At 74.7% G+C, this 19,500-nt stretch carries 15 protein-coding genes, 1 tRNA gene and 1 pseudogene; 11 read left to right on the forward strand and 6 right to left on the reverse strand.

The features are described 5' to 3' along the window. The 9 genes and pseudogenes from ACFV4F_RS34415 to ACFV4F_RS34455 form a co-directional block, all read left to right on the forward strand. Positions 1-728, forward strand: a pseudogene (locus ACFV4F_RS34415) (DNA polymerase III subunit gamma and tau); the annotation flags it as partial. A gap of 114 nt (positions 729-842) precedes the next feature. Then, a complete protein-coding gene (locus ACFV4F_RS34420; protein WP_359964018.1) occupies positions 843-1,181 on the forward strand; it encodes a YbaB/EbfC family nucleoid-associated protein in 339 nt (112 codons plus the stop codon). Positions 1,182-1,437: 256 nt separating this feature from the next. Further along, positions 1,438-2,037 carry a recombination mediator RecR gene (gene recR, locus ACFV4F_RS34425; RefSeq protein ID WP_380446057.1) on the forward strand — a complete coding sequence of 200 codons (600 nt, stop codon included), beginning with the start codon at positions 1,438-1,440 and terminating at the stop codon, positions 2,035-2,037. Next, complete coding sequence (locus ACFV4F_RS34430) at positions 2,030-2,779, forward strand: DUF5063 domain-containing protein (protein WP_380508570.1); 750 nt, start codon at positions 2,030-2,032, stop codon at positions 2,777-2,779. Before recR ends, ACFV4F_RS34430 begins: the two co-directional genes overlap by 8 nt. 350 nt (positions 2,780-3,129) lie before the next feature. Further along, positions 3,130-4,410, forward strand: coding sequence for an aspartate kinase (locus ACFV4F_RS34435; RefSeq protein WP_363654588.1), 1,281 nt, complete (start codon positions 3,130-3,132; stop codon positions 4,408-4,410). A gap of 28 nt (positions 4,411-4,438) precedes the next feature. Next, positions 4,439-5,509, forward strand: coding sequence for an aspartate-semialdehyde dehydrogenase (locus ACFV4F_RS34440; RefSeq protein WP_380494474.1), 1,071 nt, complete (start codon positions 4,439-4,441; stop codon positions 5,507-5,509). 406 nt (positions 5,510-5,915) lie between these two features. After that, positions 5,916-6,461 carry a SigE family RNA polymerase sigma factor gene (locus ACFV4F_RS34445; RefSeq protein ID WP_380446054.1) on the forward strand — a complete coding sequence of 182 codons (546 nt, stop codon included), beginning with the start codon at positions 5,916-5,918 and terminating at the stop codon, positions 6,459-6,461. Then, positions 6,454-7,800 carry a hypothetical protein gene (locus ACFV4F_RS34450; RefSeq protein WP_380508573.1) on the forward strand — a complete coding sequence of 449 codons (1,347 nt, stop codon included), beginning with the start codon at positions 6,454-6,456 and terminating at the stop codon, positions 7,798-7,800. Before ACFV4F_RS34445 ends, ACFV4F_RS34450 begins: the two co-directional genes overlap by 8 nt. Positions 7,801-7,907: 107 nt before the next feature. Beyond that, positions 7,908-8,699, forward strand: a complete 792-nt coding sequence (locus ACFV4F_RS34455; RefSeq protein WP_380446052.1) for an SURF1 family protein — start codon at positions 7,908-7,910, stop codon at positions 8,697-8,699. A gap of 10 nt (positions 8,700-8,709) precedes the next feature. On the opposite strand, the gene ACFV4F_RS34460 is transcribed toward ACFV4F_RS34455, so the two are convergent. From ACFV4F_RS34460 to ACFV4F_RS34470, 3 genes are all read right to left on the reverse strand, one after another. Next, positions 8,710-8,907 (reverse strand): hypothetical protein, encoded by a 198-nt coding sequence (locus tag ACFV4F_RS34460; protein WP_380508575.1) that lies wholly within the window; start codon positions 8,905-8,907, stop codon positions 8,710-8,712. Between the two features lie 505 nt (positions 8,908-9,412). Next, positions 9,413-11,260, reverse strand: coding sequence for a S9 family peptidase (locus tag ACFV4F_RS34465; protein ID WP_380508576.1), 1,848 nt, complete (start codon positions 11,258-11,260; stop codon positions 9,413-9,415). A 291-nt stretch (positions 11,261-11,551) separates the two neighbouring features. After that, entirely contained in the window at positions 11,552-11,929 is a 378-nt protein-coding gene (locus ACFV4F_RS34470; RefSeq protein ID WP_380444133.1) for a nuclear transport factor 2 family protein, read from the reverse strand. A gap of 155 nt (positions 11,930-12,084) precedes the next feature. Here ACFV4F_RS34470 and ACFV4F_RS34475 point away from each other — a divergent pair, with 155 nt between their 5' ends. Together ACFV4F_RS34475 and ACFV4F_RS34480 are read left to right on the forward strand one after the other, a co-directional pair. Next, positions 12,085-14,796 carry an ATP-binding protein gene (locus ACFV4F_RS34475; protein ID WP_380508578.1) on the forward strand — a complete coding sequence of 904 codons (2,712 nt, stop codon included), beginning with the start codon at positions 12,085-12,087 and terminating at the stop codon, positions 14,794-14,796. Between the two features lie 189 nt (positions 14,797-14,985). After that, on the forward strand, positions 14,986-17,409 hold the full coding sequence (locus ACFV4F_RS34480) for a right-handed parallel beta-helix repeat-containing protein (RefSeq protein WP_380508580.1): 2,424 nt from the start codon (positions 14,986-14,988) through the stop codon (positions 17,407-17,409). Between the two features lie 156 nt (positions 17,410-17,565). On the opposite strand, the gene ACFV4F_RS34485 is transcribed toward ACFV4F_RS34480, so the two are convergent. The 3 genes from ACFV4F_RS34485 to ACFV4F_RS34495 all read right to left on the reverse strand — a co-directional run bounded on the left by ACFV4F_RS34485 (position 17,566) and on the right by ACFV4F_RS34495 (position 19,444). Next, positions 17,566-17,639 (reverse strand) — tRNA-Pro (locus ACFV4F_RS34485). A gap of 100 nt (positions 17,640-17,739) precedes the next feature. After that, the gene (locus tag ACFV4F_RS34490; RefSeq protein WP_380494455.1) at positions 17,740-18,684 is read right to left on the reverse strand and encodes a metallophosphoesterase; all 945 of its coding nucleotides are present in this window, start codon (positions 18,682-18,684) and stop codon (positions 17,740-17,742) included. Positions 18,685-18,814: 130 nt separating this feature from the next. Then, a complete protein-coding gene (locus tag ACFV4F_RS34495; RefSeq protein WP_380508582.1) occupies positions 18,815-19,444 on the reverse strand; it encodes a CGNR zinc finger domain-containing protein in 630 nt (209 codons plus the stop codon). Positions 19,445-19,500: the final 56 nt, after the last annotated feature.

Raw genomic sequence — 19,500 nt, forward strand, 5'->3', positions numbered from 1 at the left:
CCCCGGTGCCCGCGCCCGCGCCCGTCGCGCAGCCGCCGGCCGTCGCGCAGCCGCCGGCCGCCGCGCAGCCGTCCGGCGCCGCCCAGCAGGGCGCCGCGCAGGTCCGGCAGCTGTGGCCGCAGATCCTGGAGGCGGTGAAGAACCGCCGCCGCTTCACCTGGATCCTGCTCAGCCAGAACGGCCAGGTGGCCGGTTTCGACGGCAGCGTGCTCCAGGTGTCGTTCGTCAACGCGGGCGCCCGCGACAGCTTCGTCGGCAGCAACAGCGACGACGTCCTGCGCCAGGCGCTCGGCGACGCGCTGGGCGTGGACTGGCGGATCGAGTGCATCGTCGACCCGTCCGGCGGAGCGGGCGGGGGAGCCGGTGGCGGCACCGGTGGCGGCTTCGGCGGCGGGGCCCCCGCCCCGGGCGCCACCACCAGCGGCTGGGGCGCCCCGGCGCGTCCGGCCGCGGCCGCGCCCCCGGTGCAGCCCGCCGCCCCGGCGCCGCCCGTCCGGCCGCAGCCCCAGGCGCAGGCCCAGGTTCCGGCCCCGGCGCCGGTCCAGGCGGCGCCCGTCCAGAGCCCGCCGCCCGCCGCCGGGCCCCCGGCGCCGCACGTGGCCCCGGAGGACGACATCCCGGAGGAGGACGACCCGGACCTCAACGAGGAGGCCTTCTCCGGCCAGGATCTGATCATCCGCGAACTGGGTGCCACGGTCCTGGAGGAGATCCACCACCGCGGCAACTGAGCAGCACGTAGGCTCGGCGGAGACGACGACGGGTGACGAGCGAGGACCACGCCGTGGACGACGGCGGACGAGCCGCGCGAGCCCGTGCACAGGTGCGACAGCAAGGAGTGAGCCGTGTTCCCCGGTGGAGGCCAGCCCAACATGCAGCAGCTGCTGAAGCAGGCGCAGAAGATGCAGCAGGACCTCGCCAAGGCGCAGCAGGAGCTGGCCGAGGCGAAGGTGAACGGTTCGGCCGGCGGCGGTCTGGTCGAGGCCACGGTGACGGGTGCCGGTGAGCTGGTGGCGCTGACCATCGCCCCGGCGGCCGTCGACCCGGAGGACACCGAGACCCTGGCCGACCTGGTCCTGGCGGCGGTCCGGGACGCGAACCAGGCCGCGCAGAAGATGCAGGCCGAGCGCATGGGCCCGCTGACCCAGGGCCTGGGTGGCGGTATGCCCGGTCTGCCGTTCTAGGCGGCACCGGGCGGGCTCCGGACCGGCCGGTCACTGTGGGAGTCCGGCCGGTAGGTCCGTGTGATTTATGTGGGAGTCGGGCGTCGGGCGGTGTGTCCGGCGCCCGATTCGTTGGATGATGGCACCGGAGCACCACCGACCGAGCACCGGCCGGACCACCGACCGACCACCGGCCGGACCACCGACCGACCACCGGCCGGAGCATCGACCGAGCACCGGCCGGAGCACCACCGACCACCCGAGGGAAGGCGCGACGTTGTACGAGGGCGTGGTTCAGGACCTGATCGACGAACTGGGCAGGCTGCCCGGCGTCGGGCCCAAGAGCGCGCAGCGGATCGCCTTCCACGTCCTGCAGGCCGACCCGGTGGACGTCCGCCGCCTCGCGCACGCGCTGCTGGAGGTCAAGGACAAGGTCCGCTTCTGCGCGGTCTGCGGGAACGTCGCGGAGGCCGAGCAGTGCCGGGTCTGCCTGGACCCGCGCCGCGACCTGGCCGTCATCTGCGTGGTGGAGGAGCCCAAGGACGTCGTCGCCATCGAGCGCACCCGCGAGTTCCGCGGCCGCTACCACGTGCTGGGCGGCGCGATCAGCCCCATCGAGGGCGTCGGCCCGGACGACCTGCGGATCCGCGAGCTGCTGTCGCGCCTCGCGGACGGCACGGTCACCGAGCTGATCCTGGCCACCGACCCCAACCTGGAGGGGGAGGCGACCGCCACCTACCTGGCCCGGCTGTGCAAGCCGATGGGCCTGAAGGTGACCCGTCTGGCGAGCGGTCTGCCCGTCGGCGGGGATCTGGAGTACGCGGACGAGGTCACCCTCGGCCGCGCCTTCGAAGGGAGACGACTGCTCGATGTCTGACCGGACGATCAACCAGCAGCCCCACGCCCCCCACCAGCCGTCCCACGGCGAGGCGCACGGGCAGCCGCACGGCGACCCGCACGGGGACCGGCGGAACCACACCCCGCACACCCACGGACACGGTTCGGAGCCGGACGACTTCGCGGTGCAGATCGCGGATTCGGTGGAGAGCTTCGTGCTCGCCGTCACCGAGGTCGCCAAGGGCGACGAGCCGGGCAGTGCCGTCTCCCTGCTCCTCCTGGAGGTCTCGCAGCTGCTGCTGGCCGGCGGCCGGCTGGGCGCGATCGAGGACGTCGTCCCGGACGACCGCTTCGAGCCGGACGCGGGGCCGGAGCCGGACGGCGAGCTGCTGCGCGAGCGGCTGGCGGCGCTGCTCGCGCCGATCGACGTCTACCACGAGGTCTTCGACCCGTACGGTCCGCCGGAGAAGCCGAACGCGTTCCGGATCTCGGACGACCTGGCCGGCGTGGTCGGCGAGCTCCAGCACGGGCTGACGCACTACCGCGAGGGCCGGGTCAGCGAGGCGCTGTGGTGGTGGCAGTTCTCGTACCTCTCCAACTGGGGCACGACCTGCTCGGCGGTGCTGCGGGCGCTGCAGTCGCTGATCGCCCACGTCCGGCTGGACAGCCCGATCGGTGCGGTGCCGGACGGCGCCGACACGGACGACGACGGGCTCACCGACGAGCAGCTGGAGCAGCAGGCCGGCGACCTCATGGCGGCCGAGCTCGGCCTCGGGCGCTAGGAGCAGCGCTGGCAGCGGCGCCAGGAGCGGCTCCGGGGCGGCAGGTGGGGCCGGGGTCGGCATCGGCCCCGCGAGTGTGACGAAGGCCTCACCGCCCGGCCCCGGAAAGAAATCCGGCCGTGCCGCCGTCCGTTCGTCCGCCGAATCTTCGGGGCCGCGCCGGATGGCCCGCAGACCTGCCGGTGCCCGCCCCGCACCGCTGCCCACGTGCTGAAACGTGCGTCTCATCATATGGATGGCACCGGTCGCGGCACCCCTGCTCGGTAGACTGACGCGGACCGCAGATCCCCCTTCCCCGGGGGTGCGGGGGCCCACCCGCCCCCGGAAACGACACAAGTCGAGGAGCGCACGTGGGCCTTGTCGTGCAGAAGTACGGCGGCTCATCCGTTGCGGATGCCGAGGGCATCAAGCGCGTGGCCCGTCGAATCGTTGACGCCAAGAAGGCCGGCCATGAGGTCGTCGTCGTGGTGTCCGCGATGGGCGACACGACGGACGAGCTCATCGAACTCGCGGAGCAGGTGTCACCTCTCCCCGCCGGCCGCGAGTTCGACATGCTGCTGACCGCTGGAGAGCGCATCTCCATGGCCCTGCTGGCCATGGCGATCAAATCCCTGGGGCACGAGGCCCAGTCCTTCACGGGCAGCCAGGCCGGTGTCATCACGGACTCCGTCCACAACAAGGCGCGCATCATCGACGTGACGCCGGGTCGCATCCGCACCGCCCTCGACGAGGGCAACATCGCGATCGTGGCCGGCTTCCAGGGCGTTTCGCAGTCCAGCAAGGACATCACGACGCTGGGCCGGGGCGGTTCGGACACCACCGCGGTCGCGCTCGCCGCCGCGCTCAAGGCCGAGGTCTGCGAGATCTACACCGACGTGGACGGCGTGTTCACCGCCGACCCGCGCGTCGTGAAGAAGGCCCGCAAGATCGACTGGATCGCGTACGAGGACATGCTGGAGCTGGCCTCGTCCGGTTCCAAGGTGCTGCTCGACCGCTGCGTGGAGTACGCCCGGCGCTACAACATCCCGATTCACGTACGCTCGTCCTTCTCGGGTCTCCCCGGGACGATCGTCAGCAACGACAACCCGAACAAGCCCGAAGGGGGCGAGATGGAGCAGGCCATCATCTCCGGAGTCGCCCACGACACTTCCGAGGCCAAGGTCACGGTCGTCGGCGTGCCCGACAAGCCGGGCGAGGCCGCGCGCATCTTCCGCGCCATCGCGGACGCCGAGGTCAACATCGACATGGTGGTGCAGAACGTCTCCGCCGCGTCGACCGGGCTGACCGACATCTCCTTCACCCTGCCCAAGACCGAGGGCCAGAAGGCCATCGACGCGCTCGGCCGGGTCAAGGAGGGCATCGGCTTCGAGTCGCTGCGCTACGACGACGCGATCGGCAAGATCTCCCTGGTCGGCGCGGGCATGCGCTCCAACCCGGGCGTCACCGCGACGTTCTTCGAGGCGCTGTCCGCCGCGGGCGTCAACATCGAGCTGATCTCCACCTCGGAGATCCGCATCTCGGTCGTGACCCGCGCCGACGACGTGCCGGAGGCCGTCCGCGCCGTGCACAGCGCCTTCGGGCTGGACAGCGACACGGACGAGGCCGTCGTCTACGGAGGCACCGGGCGATGAGCCGGGAGCCGAGCGGGAGCACCGGGCGATGACCCGGCGGCCGAACCTCGCCGTCGTCGGCGCCACCGGCGCGGTCGGCGAGGTGCTGCTCGGCCTGCTCTCGCTCCGTCAGGACGTCTGGGGCGAGGTACGACTCGTCGCCTCCCCGCGCTCGGCCGGCCGCAAGCCGGTCGTGCGCGGGGAGTCCGTCGAGGTCGTCGCGCTGACGGAGGAGGCCTTCGACGGGATCGACGTGGCGGTGTTCGCCGTGCCCGACGAGGTATCCGCCCGCTGGGCGCCGATCGCCGCCGCCAAGGGCGTCGTCGTGGTCGACGACTCCGCCGCGTTCCGCACCGCCGACGAGGTCCCGCTGGTCGTCCCCGAGGTGAACGCCGCCGCGCTGCGGATCCGCCCGCGCGGCATCGTCGCCAGCCCCGCCAGCACCACCCTCGCGATGATCGCGGCCATCGGGGCGCTGCACGCCGAGTACGGGCTCGTCGAACTCGTCGTCGCCTCCTACCAGGCCGCCTCCGGCGAGGGCCGCGACGGCGAGGCCGCCCTGCGCGAGCAGACCGCGCTCGTCGGCGGTCTCGACGCCGGCCGCCAGGAGATCGGCCGGCAGACCGGCGACCTGCGCGCGGTGATCGCCGACCACGGGCCGTTCGCCGCACCGCTCGCGTTCAACGCGGTGCCCTGGACGGGCAGTCTGCGGGACGGCGGCTGGTCCTCCGAGGAGGTCGGGATCCGCGACGAGTCGCGCAAGATCCTCAACCTGCCCGCCCTGCGGGTCTCCGCGACCTGCGTGCGCATCCCCGTCGTCCGGACCCACGCGCTCGCCGTCCACGCGCTGTTCGAGCGGGAGGTGACGCAGGAGCACGCGCAGGAGATCCTCCGCGGGGCGCCCGGCGTCGTCCTCTACGACGACCCGGCGGCGGGGGAGTTCCCGACGCCGAACGACGTGGTCGGGACGGACCCGGTGTGGGTCGGACGGGTGCGCCGCGCGCTCGACCAGCCGGCCGCGCTGGACCTCTTCCTGTGCGGCGACAACCTGCGCAAGGGGGCGGCGCTCAACCTGCTCCAGATCGCCGAGCTCGTCGCGGGCGAGCTCCTGCCCGCGTAGCCGATCTGCGTGGTCGGCCCGCGTGGCCGACCTGCGTGGCCGACCTGCCCGGTCGACCCGGCCGGTACGACCCTCCGGGGGCGGTAGCAGCCCCAGGAGCGGGCGTCCTGACGGCCGGTCCGGCCCGATCCGTGTGCCCGATCCGTGTGTCCGATGTGAGGCGGGACCGTCCGATATGGGATCGTCCTCCCCACAATCTGTCCGGAAACCCTCTCGAATTCCCTGGAGGCCACTTCCGCGGATGCGGAAGAATGTCCCCCGGGCTGGGCAACCATGACAGGGGATCGAGTGTCCAACGGGCGTGGCGAACGTGATGGTGGGGGCAGGGGCGGGCATCTCGGCGAGTGCCGCGGTGACCTTCCCGCCGCGCGCCCATTGGCCTGCGAGTAGGCCGGAAGAAAGCCAGATGACCGCGGTCGCACCCGGTACGGCGGACTCCGGCGCCGGTGCCGACGCCGGTACCAGCGAGGACCTGCTCACCGAGACCTACCAGGCCCACTACCGCTCCCTGCTGCGGCTCGCCGCGCTGCTCCTCGACGACCTCTCGACCTGCGAGGACGTCGTCCAGGAGGCGTTCATCCGGGTGCACGCCGCCCGGCGCCGGGTGCGCGAGCCCGAGAAGACCCTGGCCTACCTGCGGCAGACGGTCGTCAACCTGTCCCGCTCCACGCTGCGCCGCCGGATCCTCGGCCTGCGGCTGCTGCCGAAACCGATGCCTGACATGGCCAGTGCAGAAGAAGGCGCCTACGATGCGCTGGAGCGTGACCAGTTGAAAGCCGCGCTCCGAGGCCTGCAACGCCGTCAGCGGGAGGTTCTGGTGCTGCGTTACTTCGTGGACATGACGGAGGCGCAGGTCGCCGAGACCCTGGGCATCTCGCTCGGATCGGTGAAGGCGTACGGCTCGCGCGGACTCGCCGCCCTGCGCACGCAGATGGAGGCCGGCCATGGGTGACGGCGCGGGAAAGGCCCACGGCGGGGGGCTCACTCCGGATCCCGCGGCGGACGTCGCGTCGGACCCCACCCCCGGTCTCCCGACGGACCCGACCGCGGACCTCACCGCCGATCTCTCGGCGGACCTGACCGTGGACCTCACCGCCGATCCCGCGGCGGACCTGACCGTGGACCTCACGACCGATCTCTCGACGGACCCGACCGCGGACCTCACGACCGACGAACTGGCCGTCCGTGACCTGATGCACCGGGCGGTCGCCGGCATCCAGCCCGGCCCCGGCGGCCTGCCCCGCATCCGCACCGCCGTGCCCCGCCGCCGGGCCGCCCGCCGCGGCGCCCTGACCGGGGCCCTCGCGCTGGCCGCCGCCGTCGCGATCGCCCTGCCCGCCCTGCACACCGCCGACCACCTCGGCCTCTCCGGCGGCCCCGGCTCGCCGCACGCCGACGGCCCCGCCACCGGCGTCCCCGCCGGGACGACGGCCGACGGCTCCGGCCCGTTCGGCGCGTCCCCGCACCCCGGCCCGGCCCCCGGCACCGTCGGACAGCCGTCCGGCACCGCGAGCAGTTCGCCCAGCCCCGGCGCGAGCAGCGCCCGCGCCGACGCCGGGACGACCGCCCCCGCCGCGGCCACCAGCAGCGGCGACGGCCCGATCGTCCCGCTCTGCACCCGCGGCGACCTCGGCCAGGGCTCGGGCCAGGCCGGGCCCGCCGACGCCGCCGGGCGGATCTACGGGTGGTTCGCCGTGACCAACGTCTCCGGGCACGCCTGCCGGCTCGGCGGGCCGGGCGCGGTCTCCGTGACGGGGGTCACCGGGACGGACCGCAGCCGGATCCGGGTGACCGACCACACCGCGGGCGACCCGGCCACCGGCCTGCCGCCCGCCGACACGGACCCGCCGCTGCTCGCCCCGCAGGCCGGCTACCGGGTGCCGTTCGCCTGGATCCCCGACCCGGTCTGCCCGACGGCCGGCCAGGGCGGTGCCACGGCGGCGCCGACCGGCGCGACCGGTCCCGGCCCGATCTCGCTCACCACCCAGGCGCCCGCGGCCTCCGGCGCCCCCGCGTCCGGCGCGTCGGCCGCGCCCTCGTCGAACCCGCAGGCGAGCCCGTCGCCCAGCACGGGCCCGACCACCGCGCCCACCCCCACGGGCAGCCCGACCCCGAACCCGACCGTCTCCAACCCGCCGTCCGCCACCATCGCGCACACCCCGGCGCCGGGCAGCCCGTCGGCCGCCGCCGTCCTCCTGCCGGGGGCGTGTGCGGGGACGGTGTACCGCGGCGGCCTGCAGGCGGTGGGCGGGCCGGCGTCGCAGCCGTCGGGGACGCCGTCGGCCGGGTAGCCGAAGACCGGGAGCGGGGCCGGGAGCGGTCCGGCGCCCGGTGTCCCGCAGCGGTGTCGGGCCCCCTGTGGTCGGACGGCGTGTGAAGAGTGGTTACCGTGGGGGGTGTGTACCGGTTCCTCCTCACTCCGCGCTGGCTCGGCGGCACCGTGCTGGCCCTGGTGGCCATCGCGGTGTGCCTCTGGCTGGGCTCCTGGCAGCTCGGCCGGTTCGAGGACCGGTTCTCCTCGCACAAGGCGGCCGGCCAGGCGCTCGCCGCCACGAGTGAGACCAGGCCGATCGACGCCCTGCTGACCCCGGCCAGCCCGCAGGTCACCACGGACACCGTCGGCAAGCCCGTCACGGTGAGCGGCAGTTACGACAGCGCGCACCAACTCCTCGTGCCCAACCGCACGGTGGACGGCAAGCAGGGCTACTACGTGCTCACCCCGCTCCGCACCGCCGACGGCCACGCCGTCGCCGTCGTGCGCGGCTGGGCCCCCGGGACGCCCTCCGACGCGTCGTCCGCGGCGGCACCGCCGCCCGGCGGGGAGGTGACCGTCACCGGCCGGCTCCAGGCCGGCGAGGCGATCGGCAGCAACGGCGCCGTCGCGGGCGGTCTGCCGGCCGGCCAGCTCGGCACGATCAACCGGGCGGCGCTGCTCAACGTGCTGTCGTACGACGGCTGGTACGACGGCTGGGTCGCCGCCGACACCGCTCCGGCCGGGCTGACCGAGGTGCCGACGGTCCAGCCGCAGGGCGGCGACGGGCTGACGCTCCGCGCGTTCCAGAACCTGGGCTACACCCTGGAGTGGTTCGTCTTCGCGGGCTTCGTGGTCTTCATGTGGTACCGCCTGCTGCGCCGTGAGGCGGAGGCCGAGCAGGACCGGGCCCTCGGACTGGACCCGGTCCTCGACTGACGGTTCCGCCTCAGGCGGCCGTCAGCGCGACGGCTTGCCCGCCGCGGTGGGCGGCGCTGTGGGCGTCGCGACCGGTCGCGACGGCGCCGCCGGGGGCGCGGGAGGCCGCGGGGAGGGCGCCTCGGACGGGGTCGCCCACGGGGTCGCCCGCGGGGCGAAGGTCGACGTGCCGGACGGTGCCGGGGCCGGCGTCGGGCCGTTGTGGCACCGGCTGTGAGTGCCGTACACGGCCTCCGACTCGTGGTGGTCGATGTGGTGGTGCACCGACCGACCGCCCTTGGGGGCCTTGGGCCCCTTCGAGCCGCTCGACCCGCTCGCACCGCCGGATCCGCCGCCGGACCCCTTGGACCCGCTCCCGCCGGAGCCCTTCGACCCGTTGCCCGACGTCGTCGGGTAGGCCGCCCGCACCACCGTGGCCCCGACGGGCGCGCTCGCCGGGGTGGCCCCGGCGGTGGCCGAGGCCTTGGGTGTTCCCGTAACGACCTTTGTGCCCGTAACGGCAGGTGCGCCCGTAACGGCAGGTGTTCCCGTAACGACCGGAGTGGCCGTGGCGACCGGTGTGGTCGTCGCGATCGGCGTGGCCGTCGCGGTGACCGAGGGCCCGGTCGGCCCTGCGGGGGGCGGGCAGCCCGCGTGGTCGCGGTGCCCGCCGGAGCAGCCGGTGAGCACGAGCGCACCGGCCACCCCCACCCCCGCCAGCGTCAGCCGACGCCTCACACCGACCCCCCGCCCAGGTGGCGCCGGACGAAGTCGATCTCCAGCCGCAGCTGCCTGATCCGCTCCTCCACCACGAGCGACCCGTGCCCGGCGTCGTACCGGTAGACCTCGTGCGGTTTGCCGAGCTCCGCCAGCCGCTCGACGTAGTTCTCGATCTGCCGGATCGGGCAGCGCGGGTCGTTGACCCCGGCGCTGATGTAGACCGGCACCCGCACCCGCTCGACGTACGTGAGCGGCGAGGACGCGGTGAAGCGCTCCGGGACCTCCTCCGGCGTGCCGCCGAAGAGCGTGCGGTCGAGCGACTTGAGCGCCTCCATCTCGTCGGCGTACGCGGTGTGGTAGTCCGCGACCGGCACGGCGGCGACGCCGAGCGCCCAGAGTTCCGGCTGCACGCCGATGCCGAGCAGGGTCAGGTACCCGCCCCAGCTGCCGCCGGTGAGCACCAGCCGCCCCGGGTCGGCGAGGCCGCTGGTGACCGCCCACTCCCGGACGGCCGCGATGTCCTCCAGCTCGATCAGGCCGACGCGCTCGCGCAGGGCGTCCGTCCAGGCCTGGCCGTAACCGGTGGAGCCGCGGTAGTTGACCCGGACCACCGCGAAGCCGTGGTCGAGCCAGGCCGCCGGGCCGGCGGCGAAGGAGTCGCTGTCGTGGTGCGTCGGGCCGCCGTGGATCTCGAACACGGTCGGGAACGGGCCCTCGCCGGCCCCGGCGGGCCGCTGCACGAGCGCGTGGACGCGCCCGCCGGGGCCGTCCACCCACACGTCCTCGACCGGGATCGAGCCGGGCGGCACCGGGCCGGGCGCCCGCAGGACGACCGTCCCCGCGGTGGAGCGGACGGCGGACGGCTCGGCGGCGGAGGACCAGAGGTACTCGACGGTGCCGTCCGGGCGGGCGGTGGCGCCGCCGACGGTGCCGCGCGGCGTGTCGAGGCGGGTCAGCCGGCCGTCGGCGAGCGCGTACGAGAACAGCTCGCTGCGGGCCTCGTACTCGTGCTCGACGAGCAGCGCCTCGGCGCCGGGCCGCCACTGCGCGGAGACGTCGCCGGGCAGTTCGCGGCCCTGCTCGTCGCGCAGCGGGAGGGCGGTCTCGGCGCCGGTGGCGACGTCCCAGATCATCGGCTCCCAGCGGCCGGTGCGCTGGTGGGCGACGAGCAGCCGGGTGTCGCCCTCGACCGGGGCGAAGCCGAGGCAGGCGACGCCGCGCGGCTCGTCCCGGTCGGTCACCTCGTCGAGCTCGGCGACGGTCTCGACGTCCGCGCCCCCGGCGCCGCCGGGGAGCAGGCGCACGACCCGGATCGCCGAGTGCATCGCGTCGCCGTGCTCGGTGTGGTCGATCGCGAGCAGGGTGCCGTCGTGGCTGAGGTCGCCGACGCCGCCGTACTCCTCGTGCCGGTAGATCTCGACGGCCTCGGCGGCGCCGGGGCGGCGCAGGTGCAGGGTGGTGCCGTCCTCGTCGGTCGAGCGGCCGACGACCACGGTGCCGTCGCGGCCGAGGGCCAGGCCGGCCGAGTAGGAGGGCTCCAGGCCGGGCACGGCCGCCTCGTCGGGGCCGCCGGCGAACGGCTGGCGGCGCCAGACGCCGAACTCGTCGCCGTCGTGGTCGTCGAACCACCACACCGAACCGCCGTCGGGGGACAGCTCGGCGTCGGTGGTGCCGTTCGGGCGGTCGGTGACCCGACGGTGGGTGCCGGTGGCGCGGTCCCAGGCGTAGACCTCGTAGGTGCCGGTCGCGTTGGACACGTACAGCGCCCGGTCGGGGGCGTCCTCGGCCCAGTCCGGCAGGGACACCCGGGCCGCGCGGAACCGCTGCTCCCACGCCGGGACGGCGCTCTTATCCTCGCTCATCCGACCATCCAACCCGATCGGGGGGACGAAGCGGAACGGGCGGGTGGGTTTCGGACCCTCCGGGGGGTGGCGCGCCCCCGCCGGGGGCGCGCGCGGGGCCGGTCCTCGTTCCGACGACCGGTTCCGTGCGCTCCGGCTCTCGTGCTCACGCCTTCGGTGCCGACGCCCGGTTCCGTGCTCACGCCTTCGGTACCGACGCCCGGTTCCGTGCGCTCCGGCTCTGGTGCCGACGCCCGGTTCCGTGCCCCCACGTCGCGCGGGGGACACGGAACCGGCAGCCGCCACGGCGGCTCAGGCGCCCGGGACGCGGTCCAGGAAGCCGGCCACCGAGGCGATCCGCCCGTCCGGACCGGCCGTCAGCACGTCGAAGCCGATCACGATCGGCTCGGCGCCGGCCGGGCCGAGGTTCCAGGTGAACCGGGCGATGTCGTGGTGCGCGTCCACCGGCCCGAGGGTGAACTCCAGCCCCGGGAACTGGGCCTGGGCGGCGCCGATCAGCGCGTCGATCGAGTCCCGGCCGGTCACCGCGGCCAGCGGGTCGGTGTAGCGGCCGTCCTCGGCCCACACCTCGTCGATCAGCTTGCGGCGGGCGGCCGGGTCGGTCTCGTTCCAGACCGCGAGGTAGCGCTCGGCGAGCTGCTGCAGGGCGGCGGTGGTGATCTCGGTCATCGTCTTCTCCCGTGTCCCGGTGGGGTGTTGGGCGGGTCGTTCCCGCTGCTCACAAAGGTAGGGACGGGCGGGCGCGGGCGAATCCGTCACGTATGGGTAAGGGGGTGCGTACGTTCGCCGGTCACCGTCCGGCGGGGGTGGGTAGGGTCGGAGCCATGCTGTACGGGAGGGAACGCGAGCAGGCCGTCGTGGACGGGCTGTTGGACGGGGCGCGGGAGGGCCGCAGCGGCGTGCTGCTGCTGGCCGGGGAGGCCGGGATCGGCAAGACCGCCCTGCTGGACCACGCGGTCGCGGCGGCCGGGGACGGCTTCCGGGTGATCCGGGCGGCCGGTGTCGAGCACGAGGCCGAACTGCCCTACGCCGGGCTGAGCCTGCTGCTCGCGCCCGGCCTCGACCGGCTGTCCGCCCTGCCCGGACCGCAACGCCTCGCGCTGGAGACGGTGTTCGGCCTCACCGCCGCTCCGGGCTCCACCGGCCGCCTGCTCACCGGGCTCGCCACGCTCGGGCTGCTCGCCGAACTCGCCGCCGACCGGCCGCTGCTGTGCGTCGTCGACGACGTCCAGTGGCTGGACCGCGCCTCCTGGGACGCCCTGCTGCTCGCCGCCCGCCGCCTCCAGGCCGAAGGCGTCGCGCTCCTGCTCGCCGCCCGGTCGGACGGCAGCACCGCGGAGGCCCGACTCGGCCTGCCCGAACTGACGCTGGCGCCACTCCCCGAGGACGACGCCACCCGGCTGCTCACCCACCGCGCCGGCCCCGACCTGCCCGCCCCCGTCCGCCGCCGGCTGCTCGCCGAGGCCGCCGGAAACCCCCTCGCCCTCACCGAACTCCCCGTCACCGGACCGGAGACGGCCGCACCGGGCAGCCTCCCGCTCACCAGCCGGCTGCTCATCGCCTTCCACGGCCAGGTCACCGGCCTGCCCGCCGCCACCCAGACGCTGCTCCTCGTCGCGGCCGTCGAGGAGAACGGCGAACTCGACGTCGTCCTGCCCGCCGCCGAGACCCTCGGCGCCTGCGCCGAACACCTCGCCCCCGCCGAGGAGTCGGGCCTGGTGACGGTCGCCCCCGACCGCCGGCTCGCGTTCCGCCACCCGCTCCTGCGCGCCGCCGTCCTCCAACGCGCGCCGCACCTCCAGCGCCTGGCCGCGCACCGGGCCGTCGGCGCGGCCCTGCCCGACGGCGACCGCCGTACCTGGCACCTCGCCCTCGCCGCCACCGCCCCCGACGCCGACCTCGCCGACGCGCTCGAACGCACCGCCGTCCGCGCCGGGACCCGCGGCGCCCACGGCGGCGCCGCCGCGGCCTACGAACGCGCCGCCCGGCTCACCCCCGACCGCGACGCCGCCACCCGCCGCCTCGTCCTCGCCGCCGAAGCCGCCACCGAGGAAGGCCGGCTGGAGCACGCGGAGGCCCTCGCCGACCAGGCGGCCGCCCGCACCGACAGCGTCCTCGCGCACGCGCTGCTCGACCACGTCCGGGCCACCGCGCACTTCTGGCGCGGCTCCTACCCGACCGCCCACCGCCTGCTGCTCGACGCCGCCGGCACCGCCGTCGAACCGCCGCACGCCGCCCGGATGCTGCTCCAGGCCTTCCACGCCGCCTGGTACGCGGGCGAGGAGCCGGTGGCCGCCGTCCTCGACCGCCTCGCCGCCCTCCCGCTCGCCGACGACGACCCGCTCACCCCGCTCGCCCGCCACCTGACGGCCGCCGTCTTCCCGGCCCTCGGCCGGCTCGCCGGGCCGCTGCCCACCGCCCGCGCCACCGCCGACGCCGCCCGCGCGGCCGGCGCCGACACCCCGGCCGACCTCGTCCAGCTGTGCGGTGCCACCCTCGTCCTCGGCCGGGACGACGAGACCGCCGAACTCGCCGCCGAACTCGTCGCCGAAGCCCGCGCCAAGGGCGCCGTCGGCGTGCTGCCCACACTGGGGTTCTTCCTCGCCGAGGCCGAACTCTTCCACGGCCGCCACCGCGATGCCGAGGTCACCGCGACCGAGGCCCTCGACCTCGCCCGCGACACCGGCCAGCACCAGTGGGTCAGCCAACTCGCCGCCCTGCTCGCCTACCTGGCCGCCCTCGCCGGCACCACCGACACCTGCACCCGCCTCGCCGCCGAAGCCCTCGCCACCACCGGACCGCAGACCGCCGCCCCCGCCTCCGGCGAACCCTGGGCCCACTGGGCGCTCGCCCTCGACGACCTCGGCCACGGCCGGGCCGGCGACGCCGCCGACCGCCTGCACACCCTCACCACCGGCCGCTACCGGCACCACGTCAGCGCCACCCGCGCCGTCCCCGACCTCGTCGAGGCCGCCGTCCGCCTCGGCACCCCCGACCGCGCCGCCGAGCCGTACGAACGCTTCGCCCGCTGGAGCGCCGCCGCCGGCCGTCCCTGGACCGAGGCCCTGCGCCTGCGCTGCCAGGCCCTCCTCGGCCCCGACGAACTCGCCGAATCGGCCTACCGCGCCGCCCTCGACCTGCACGAGGGCACCCACCGCCCCTTCGAACAGGCCCGCACCGCCCTCCTCTACGGCGAGTGGCTGCGCCGCGCCCGCCGCCGCACCGACGCCCGCCCCCACCTGCGCGCCGCCCTCGAAACCTTCGAACGCCTCGCCGCCCACCCCTGGGCCACCCGCGCCCGCACCGAACTCACCGCCACCGGCACCACCGCCCCCACCCCGACGGCCCCCGACTCCCCCCTGGCGGCCCTCACCCCGCAGGAACTCCAGATAGCCCGCCTGGCAGCCCGCGGCCTCACCAACCGCGACATCGCCGCCCAACTCTTCCTGAGCCCCCGCACGGTCGGCCACCACCTCTACAAGGCCTACCCCAAACTGGGCATCACCTCCCGAACCGCCCTCGCCGACCTGCTCTGACGCCCCGCCCGACACGGCTCGGACCGCCCCGCCGCGCTCAGGGGGGAATCCCGATGGAACGCGCGGCCGAGCAGGGTGGATACTGCTCTGCGCGCCGGTCTGTGATCACTTCCGCGCGGTCCCGGACCGGGACCCCGCCGGCGCTGTTTCGCGTTACCCGAAAGTCCTGGAACGCCCTGGGGGATGGACATGTCCATAAGACGTCACATCGGCATCGCCGCGGCTCTGGTGAGCTCCGCGATCGCCGGAACCACGCTGTCGGTGGGCGCCGCACACGCCGACGCGACCACGCTCTACGTGAACAACAGCCCGACCGCGCACTGCTCGGACGCCGGCACGGGCGCCCAGGCCCAGCCGTACTGCACCGTGCAGGCCGCCGCCGACGCCGCCCAGCCCGGCCAGACCGTCCAGATCGCCGAGGGCGCCGGCACCTACGCCGAGCAGGTCACCGTCACCCACTCGGGCACCCCCGGCCACCCGATCACCTTCCAGGGCCTGCCGGACACCGACAAGCTCCCCACCGCCCAGGTCGGCGTCGTCGGGGGGCACGGCTTCTCGCTCTCCAAGGTCCACGACGTCACCATCCAGGGCCTGGCGTTCAACACCGCCCAGGAGGCCGTGCTCGTCGCCGACTCGGACCGGATCGTCGTCGACGGGAACACGCTGCTCGGAGCCGGCTCGGCCAAGGCTGCCGGCATCCGCCTCACCGGCGCCACCACGGCGAGCACCGTCAGCCGCAACCGCATCGGCGCCAGCGGCGGCGCGGGCATCGCCGTCGACCCGGGCGTCACCGGCACGGTCGTCACCACCAACGCCCTGACCAGCAACATCGGCGGCGGCATCGTCGTCACCGACGCCCCCGGCACCGTCGTGACGAGCAACACCGTCGCGGAGAACTGCGGCACCGGCGTCTCGCTGACCGGCGCGTCGAGCGGCGCGGTGATCGAGAACAACATCATCACCGCCACCGGCCCGACGACCATCCGCTGCCCCCAGGCCGGCCCGGTCGAGTTCGTCGTCTCGGCCGGCTCGGTCACCGGCACCAAGGCCGACTACAACGTCGTCCACCCCGGCACCGGTGTCAACGCGGGCAGCCAGGCCTACTCCTGGGCCGGCACCGTCTACACCTCGCCCGCCGCCTTCACCGCGGCCACCGGCCAGGGCGCGCACGACGTCGACACCGACCCGGGCTTCAACCTCGGCGGCAACTCCAACGACGACGTCACCCCGCAGCGCGACACCAATGCGCTGGACTCCGCCGACGCCGGCGCACCCGGCGAGCTGACCACCGACCTGCTGGGCAACCAGCGCGTCGACGACCCGCTGGTCGACAACACCGGCACCGGCACGGCGACGTACTACGACCGCGGCGCCATCGAGCGCCAGAACCCGTTCGCGGTCGGCCTCAGCTGGGACTGGAACAACCGGATCCCGGCCGGGCACCCGCTGGACAAGGCGTTCCTCGGCATCGTCTACTCGCCGTGGTCCAAGGCCAGCGCGACGATCGACTTCGGCGACGGGACCGGCCCCCAGCCCTTCACCCCCTCGCAGGTGGTCCACACCTACCCCGGCCCCGGCACCTACCGCGCCGTGCTCAGCGCGACCGACGGCCTCGGCAACACCAAGACCTCCACCACCAACATCACCGTCGACCCGGTCGGCCCGCTGTCCGCGCCGACGATCTCGGCGGTGCAGGGCGGCGGCTACGCGCCGACGCACGTCCAGTTCTTCATCGGAGGCGACAGCCCCTGGCCGGTGGCCACCACCACGGTCGACTTCGGGGACGGCACCAGCACGGTCGTGAAGGGCTCGCCCTGGGGCATCCCGCACGACTACCCGCACGTCGGGACCTACACCGTCACCGCCACCGTGGTCGACGACCACGGACGCTCCACGACGAAGTCGGAGCAGGTCGGGGTCGGGGTCAACGGCCAGGTTCGCGCCGGCACCCCGGTGACGGGCCGTTGGGACGGCGGCGCCACCCACGTGGGCGTGTTCTACAACGGCGTCTGGTGGCTGAACCCCACCAACGACAACAACAGCCTCGTCACCCAGGCGACCTTCGGCCAGGCCGGTGACGTCCCGGTGGCCGGCTCCTGGGACGGCGGCCACGACCAGCTCGGCATCTACCGCGACGGCGTCTTCGCGCTGCGCCACGACGACGCGAGCGTGACCGCGGTCTCCTTCGGCGCGCCGGGGGACATCCCGGTGCCCGCGCGCTGGGACGGCAACGGCCACGCCCAGCTGGCCATCTACCGGCCCGGCACCAACACCTTCGCGGTCCGTCACGACGACGGCAGCGTCACCACGGCGACCCTCGGGGACCCGGGCGACCTCCCGATCGTCGGCGACTGGGACGGCGTCGGCCACATCCAGCTCGGCATCTTCCGCTGGTCCCACCAGCCGGGCGGCGCCAGCACCTTCGCCCTGCGCCACGACGACGGCAGCTTCTCCACCGCCGCCTACGGCGCTCCCGGTGACTTCCCGGTCACCGGCGACTGGCTGGGCCGCGGTCGCACCACCTTCGGCATCTACCGCCCGCCGACGGCGACCTTCGCCCTCTCCAACGCCTACGCGGGCGCGCCCGACTCCGTGTTCGCCGTCAGGACCTGAGCCCCGGCGCAGTACCCTCGCCACCACTGCACAGGCCCGGTGCCCCCTCCCAGGGGCACCGGGCCTGTCCCGTTCCACCCGGCGGCACTTGAGCCCACGTCACGCAGAAACGCCAGAGGGCCTACCGGATTTCTCCGATAGGCCCTCTGGACTGGGTCGGGGTGGCGGGATTTGAACCCACGGCCTCTTCGTCCCGAACGAAGCGCGCTACCAAGCTGCGCCACACCCCGGTCCTTCTGTTTGTCGCTCCGTCTCCTTCGCGACGAGTAGAACTCTACCGGACGCTCGCCGAGACACGAAATCCGATTCCCGGCGGGCGTCCGGGGCGGGTCAGCGGGCGGCCGGGGTGAGGGTGAGGAGGGTGGCCTCGGGGGGGCAGGCGAAGCGGACGGGGGTGTAGCGGTTGGTGCCGCAGCCGGCGGAGACGTGGAGGTAGGAGCGGCGGCCGCCGGCGGTGTGGGTGGAGAGGCCCTTGACCCGCTTGGCGTCGAGGTCGCAGTTGGTGACCAGGGCGCCGTAGAAGGGGATGCAGAGCTGGCCGCCGTGGGTGTGGCCGGCGAGGATCAGCGGGTAGCGGTCGGCCGTGAAGGCGTCCAGGACGCGCAGGTAGGGCGCGTGGACGACGGCGAGGGAGAGGTCTGCGTCGGCGGACGGGCCGCCCGTGACCTCGCTGTAGCGGTCGCGGCGGATGTGCGGGTCGTCGAGGCCGGTGAACTCGAGGTCGAGGCCGCCGAGGGTGAGGCGGCCGCGGGTGTTGGTCAGGTCGAGCCAGCCGGCCGCGTCGAAGCCGTCGCGGAGCTTCTCCCAGGGGTTGTGGACGGCGCCGACGATGCCGCGGTTGCCGGTGCCGTCGGGGTTGTTCATGCCGTGGATGCCGCTGCGCAGCGCCTGGAGGTAGCGGGCCGGGTTCTTGCGGGCCGGGCCGTAGTAGTCGTTGGAGCCGAAGACGTACACGCCGGGGAACTCCATCAGCGGCCCGAGCGCGTCGAGGGTGGCGGGGACGCCGAGCGGGTCGGAGAGGTTGTCGCCGGTGTTCACGACGAGGTCGGGGCGCAGGCCCGCGAGGCTCTTCAGCCACCGCTGCTTCTTGCCCTGGCCGCTCACCATGTGGATGTCGGAGACCTGCAGTACCCGGAGGGGGCGGGCGCCCCGGGGCAGGACGGGGACCTCGACCCGGCGCAGCCGGAAGGAACGGACCTCGTACCCGGCGGAGTAGGCGAGGCAGGCGGCGCCGGTGGCGGCGATTCCGAGGGGGACGGAGTACAGCGGTCGCATCGTTCCATGCTCTCAGACGGCGGATCAGCTGGTGAACGTCCGTCCGCCCGGATGGGATGCGGGTAGGGAGGCGGATGGGGAAGGGGGTGGGAGGCGGACGGGGAAGCGGGCCGGGGCGCGGGTGCCCCGGCTACTCCGGCTGCTCCGGTTCCCGCCGGGCCCGCAGCGCCCGGACCTTGTTGCGGTTGCCGCAGCGCTCCATGGAGCACCAGCGCCGCCGCCCCGGCCGGGAGGTGTCGACGAAGATCAGGTAGCAGTTGTGCGCGCCGCACTCGCGGATGCGGTCCGCGTGCGGGCCCGTGAGCAGGGCTATCGCGTCCCGGGCGACGGTGGAGGCCAGCTGGTCGCCGTCGGCGGACAGGGGGGTCGCCGCGGTGCCGTCGGGGGCGATCCTGGGGACGAGCGGGGGGTGTTCGGCGGCCCGGTTGAGGACGGCGTAGTCGGCGGTGGCGCCGCGCTCGCCGCGGGCCCTGGCCGCGGTGAGCCGCCAGAGGGCGTCGCGCAGGGTGCGGGCGGCGGTGAGCTGGGCGTCGGTGATCCGGACGGCGTCCGCGGGCAGGCGCAGCCGCGAGGCGGGCAGCCAGGCGGCGAGGTCGTCGGGTCGGTGCAGGACCTCCCAGCGGGCGTGGCTGCCGGGGCCACCGGTGGTGAGCAGTTCGAGGCAGAGCGCGCCGGGGTCGAAGTGGAAGCCGGTGCCGCTCGGTGCGGTCAGCAGCAGCCCGGGGACGACGGTCGGCCAGGCTTCGGCACCTTCGGTCATGTAACCACTCTAATGGGTTACCGGACCGGTCCGCAGGGCCTGTCCGTGGCCCGTGA

The organism is Kitasatospora sp. NPDC059722 (genome assembly GCF_042733235.1).
GTDB lineage: Bacteria > Actinomycetota > Actinomycetes > Streptomycetales > Streptomycetaceae > Kitasatospora.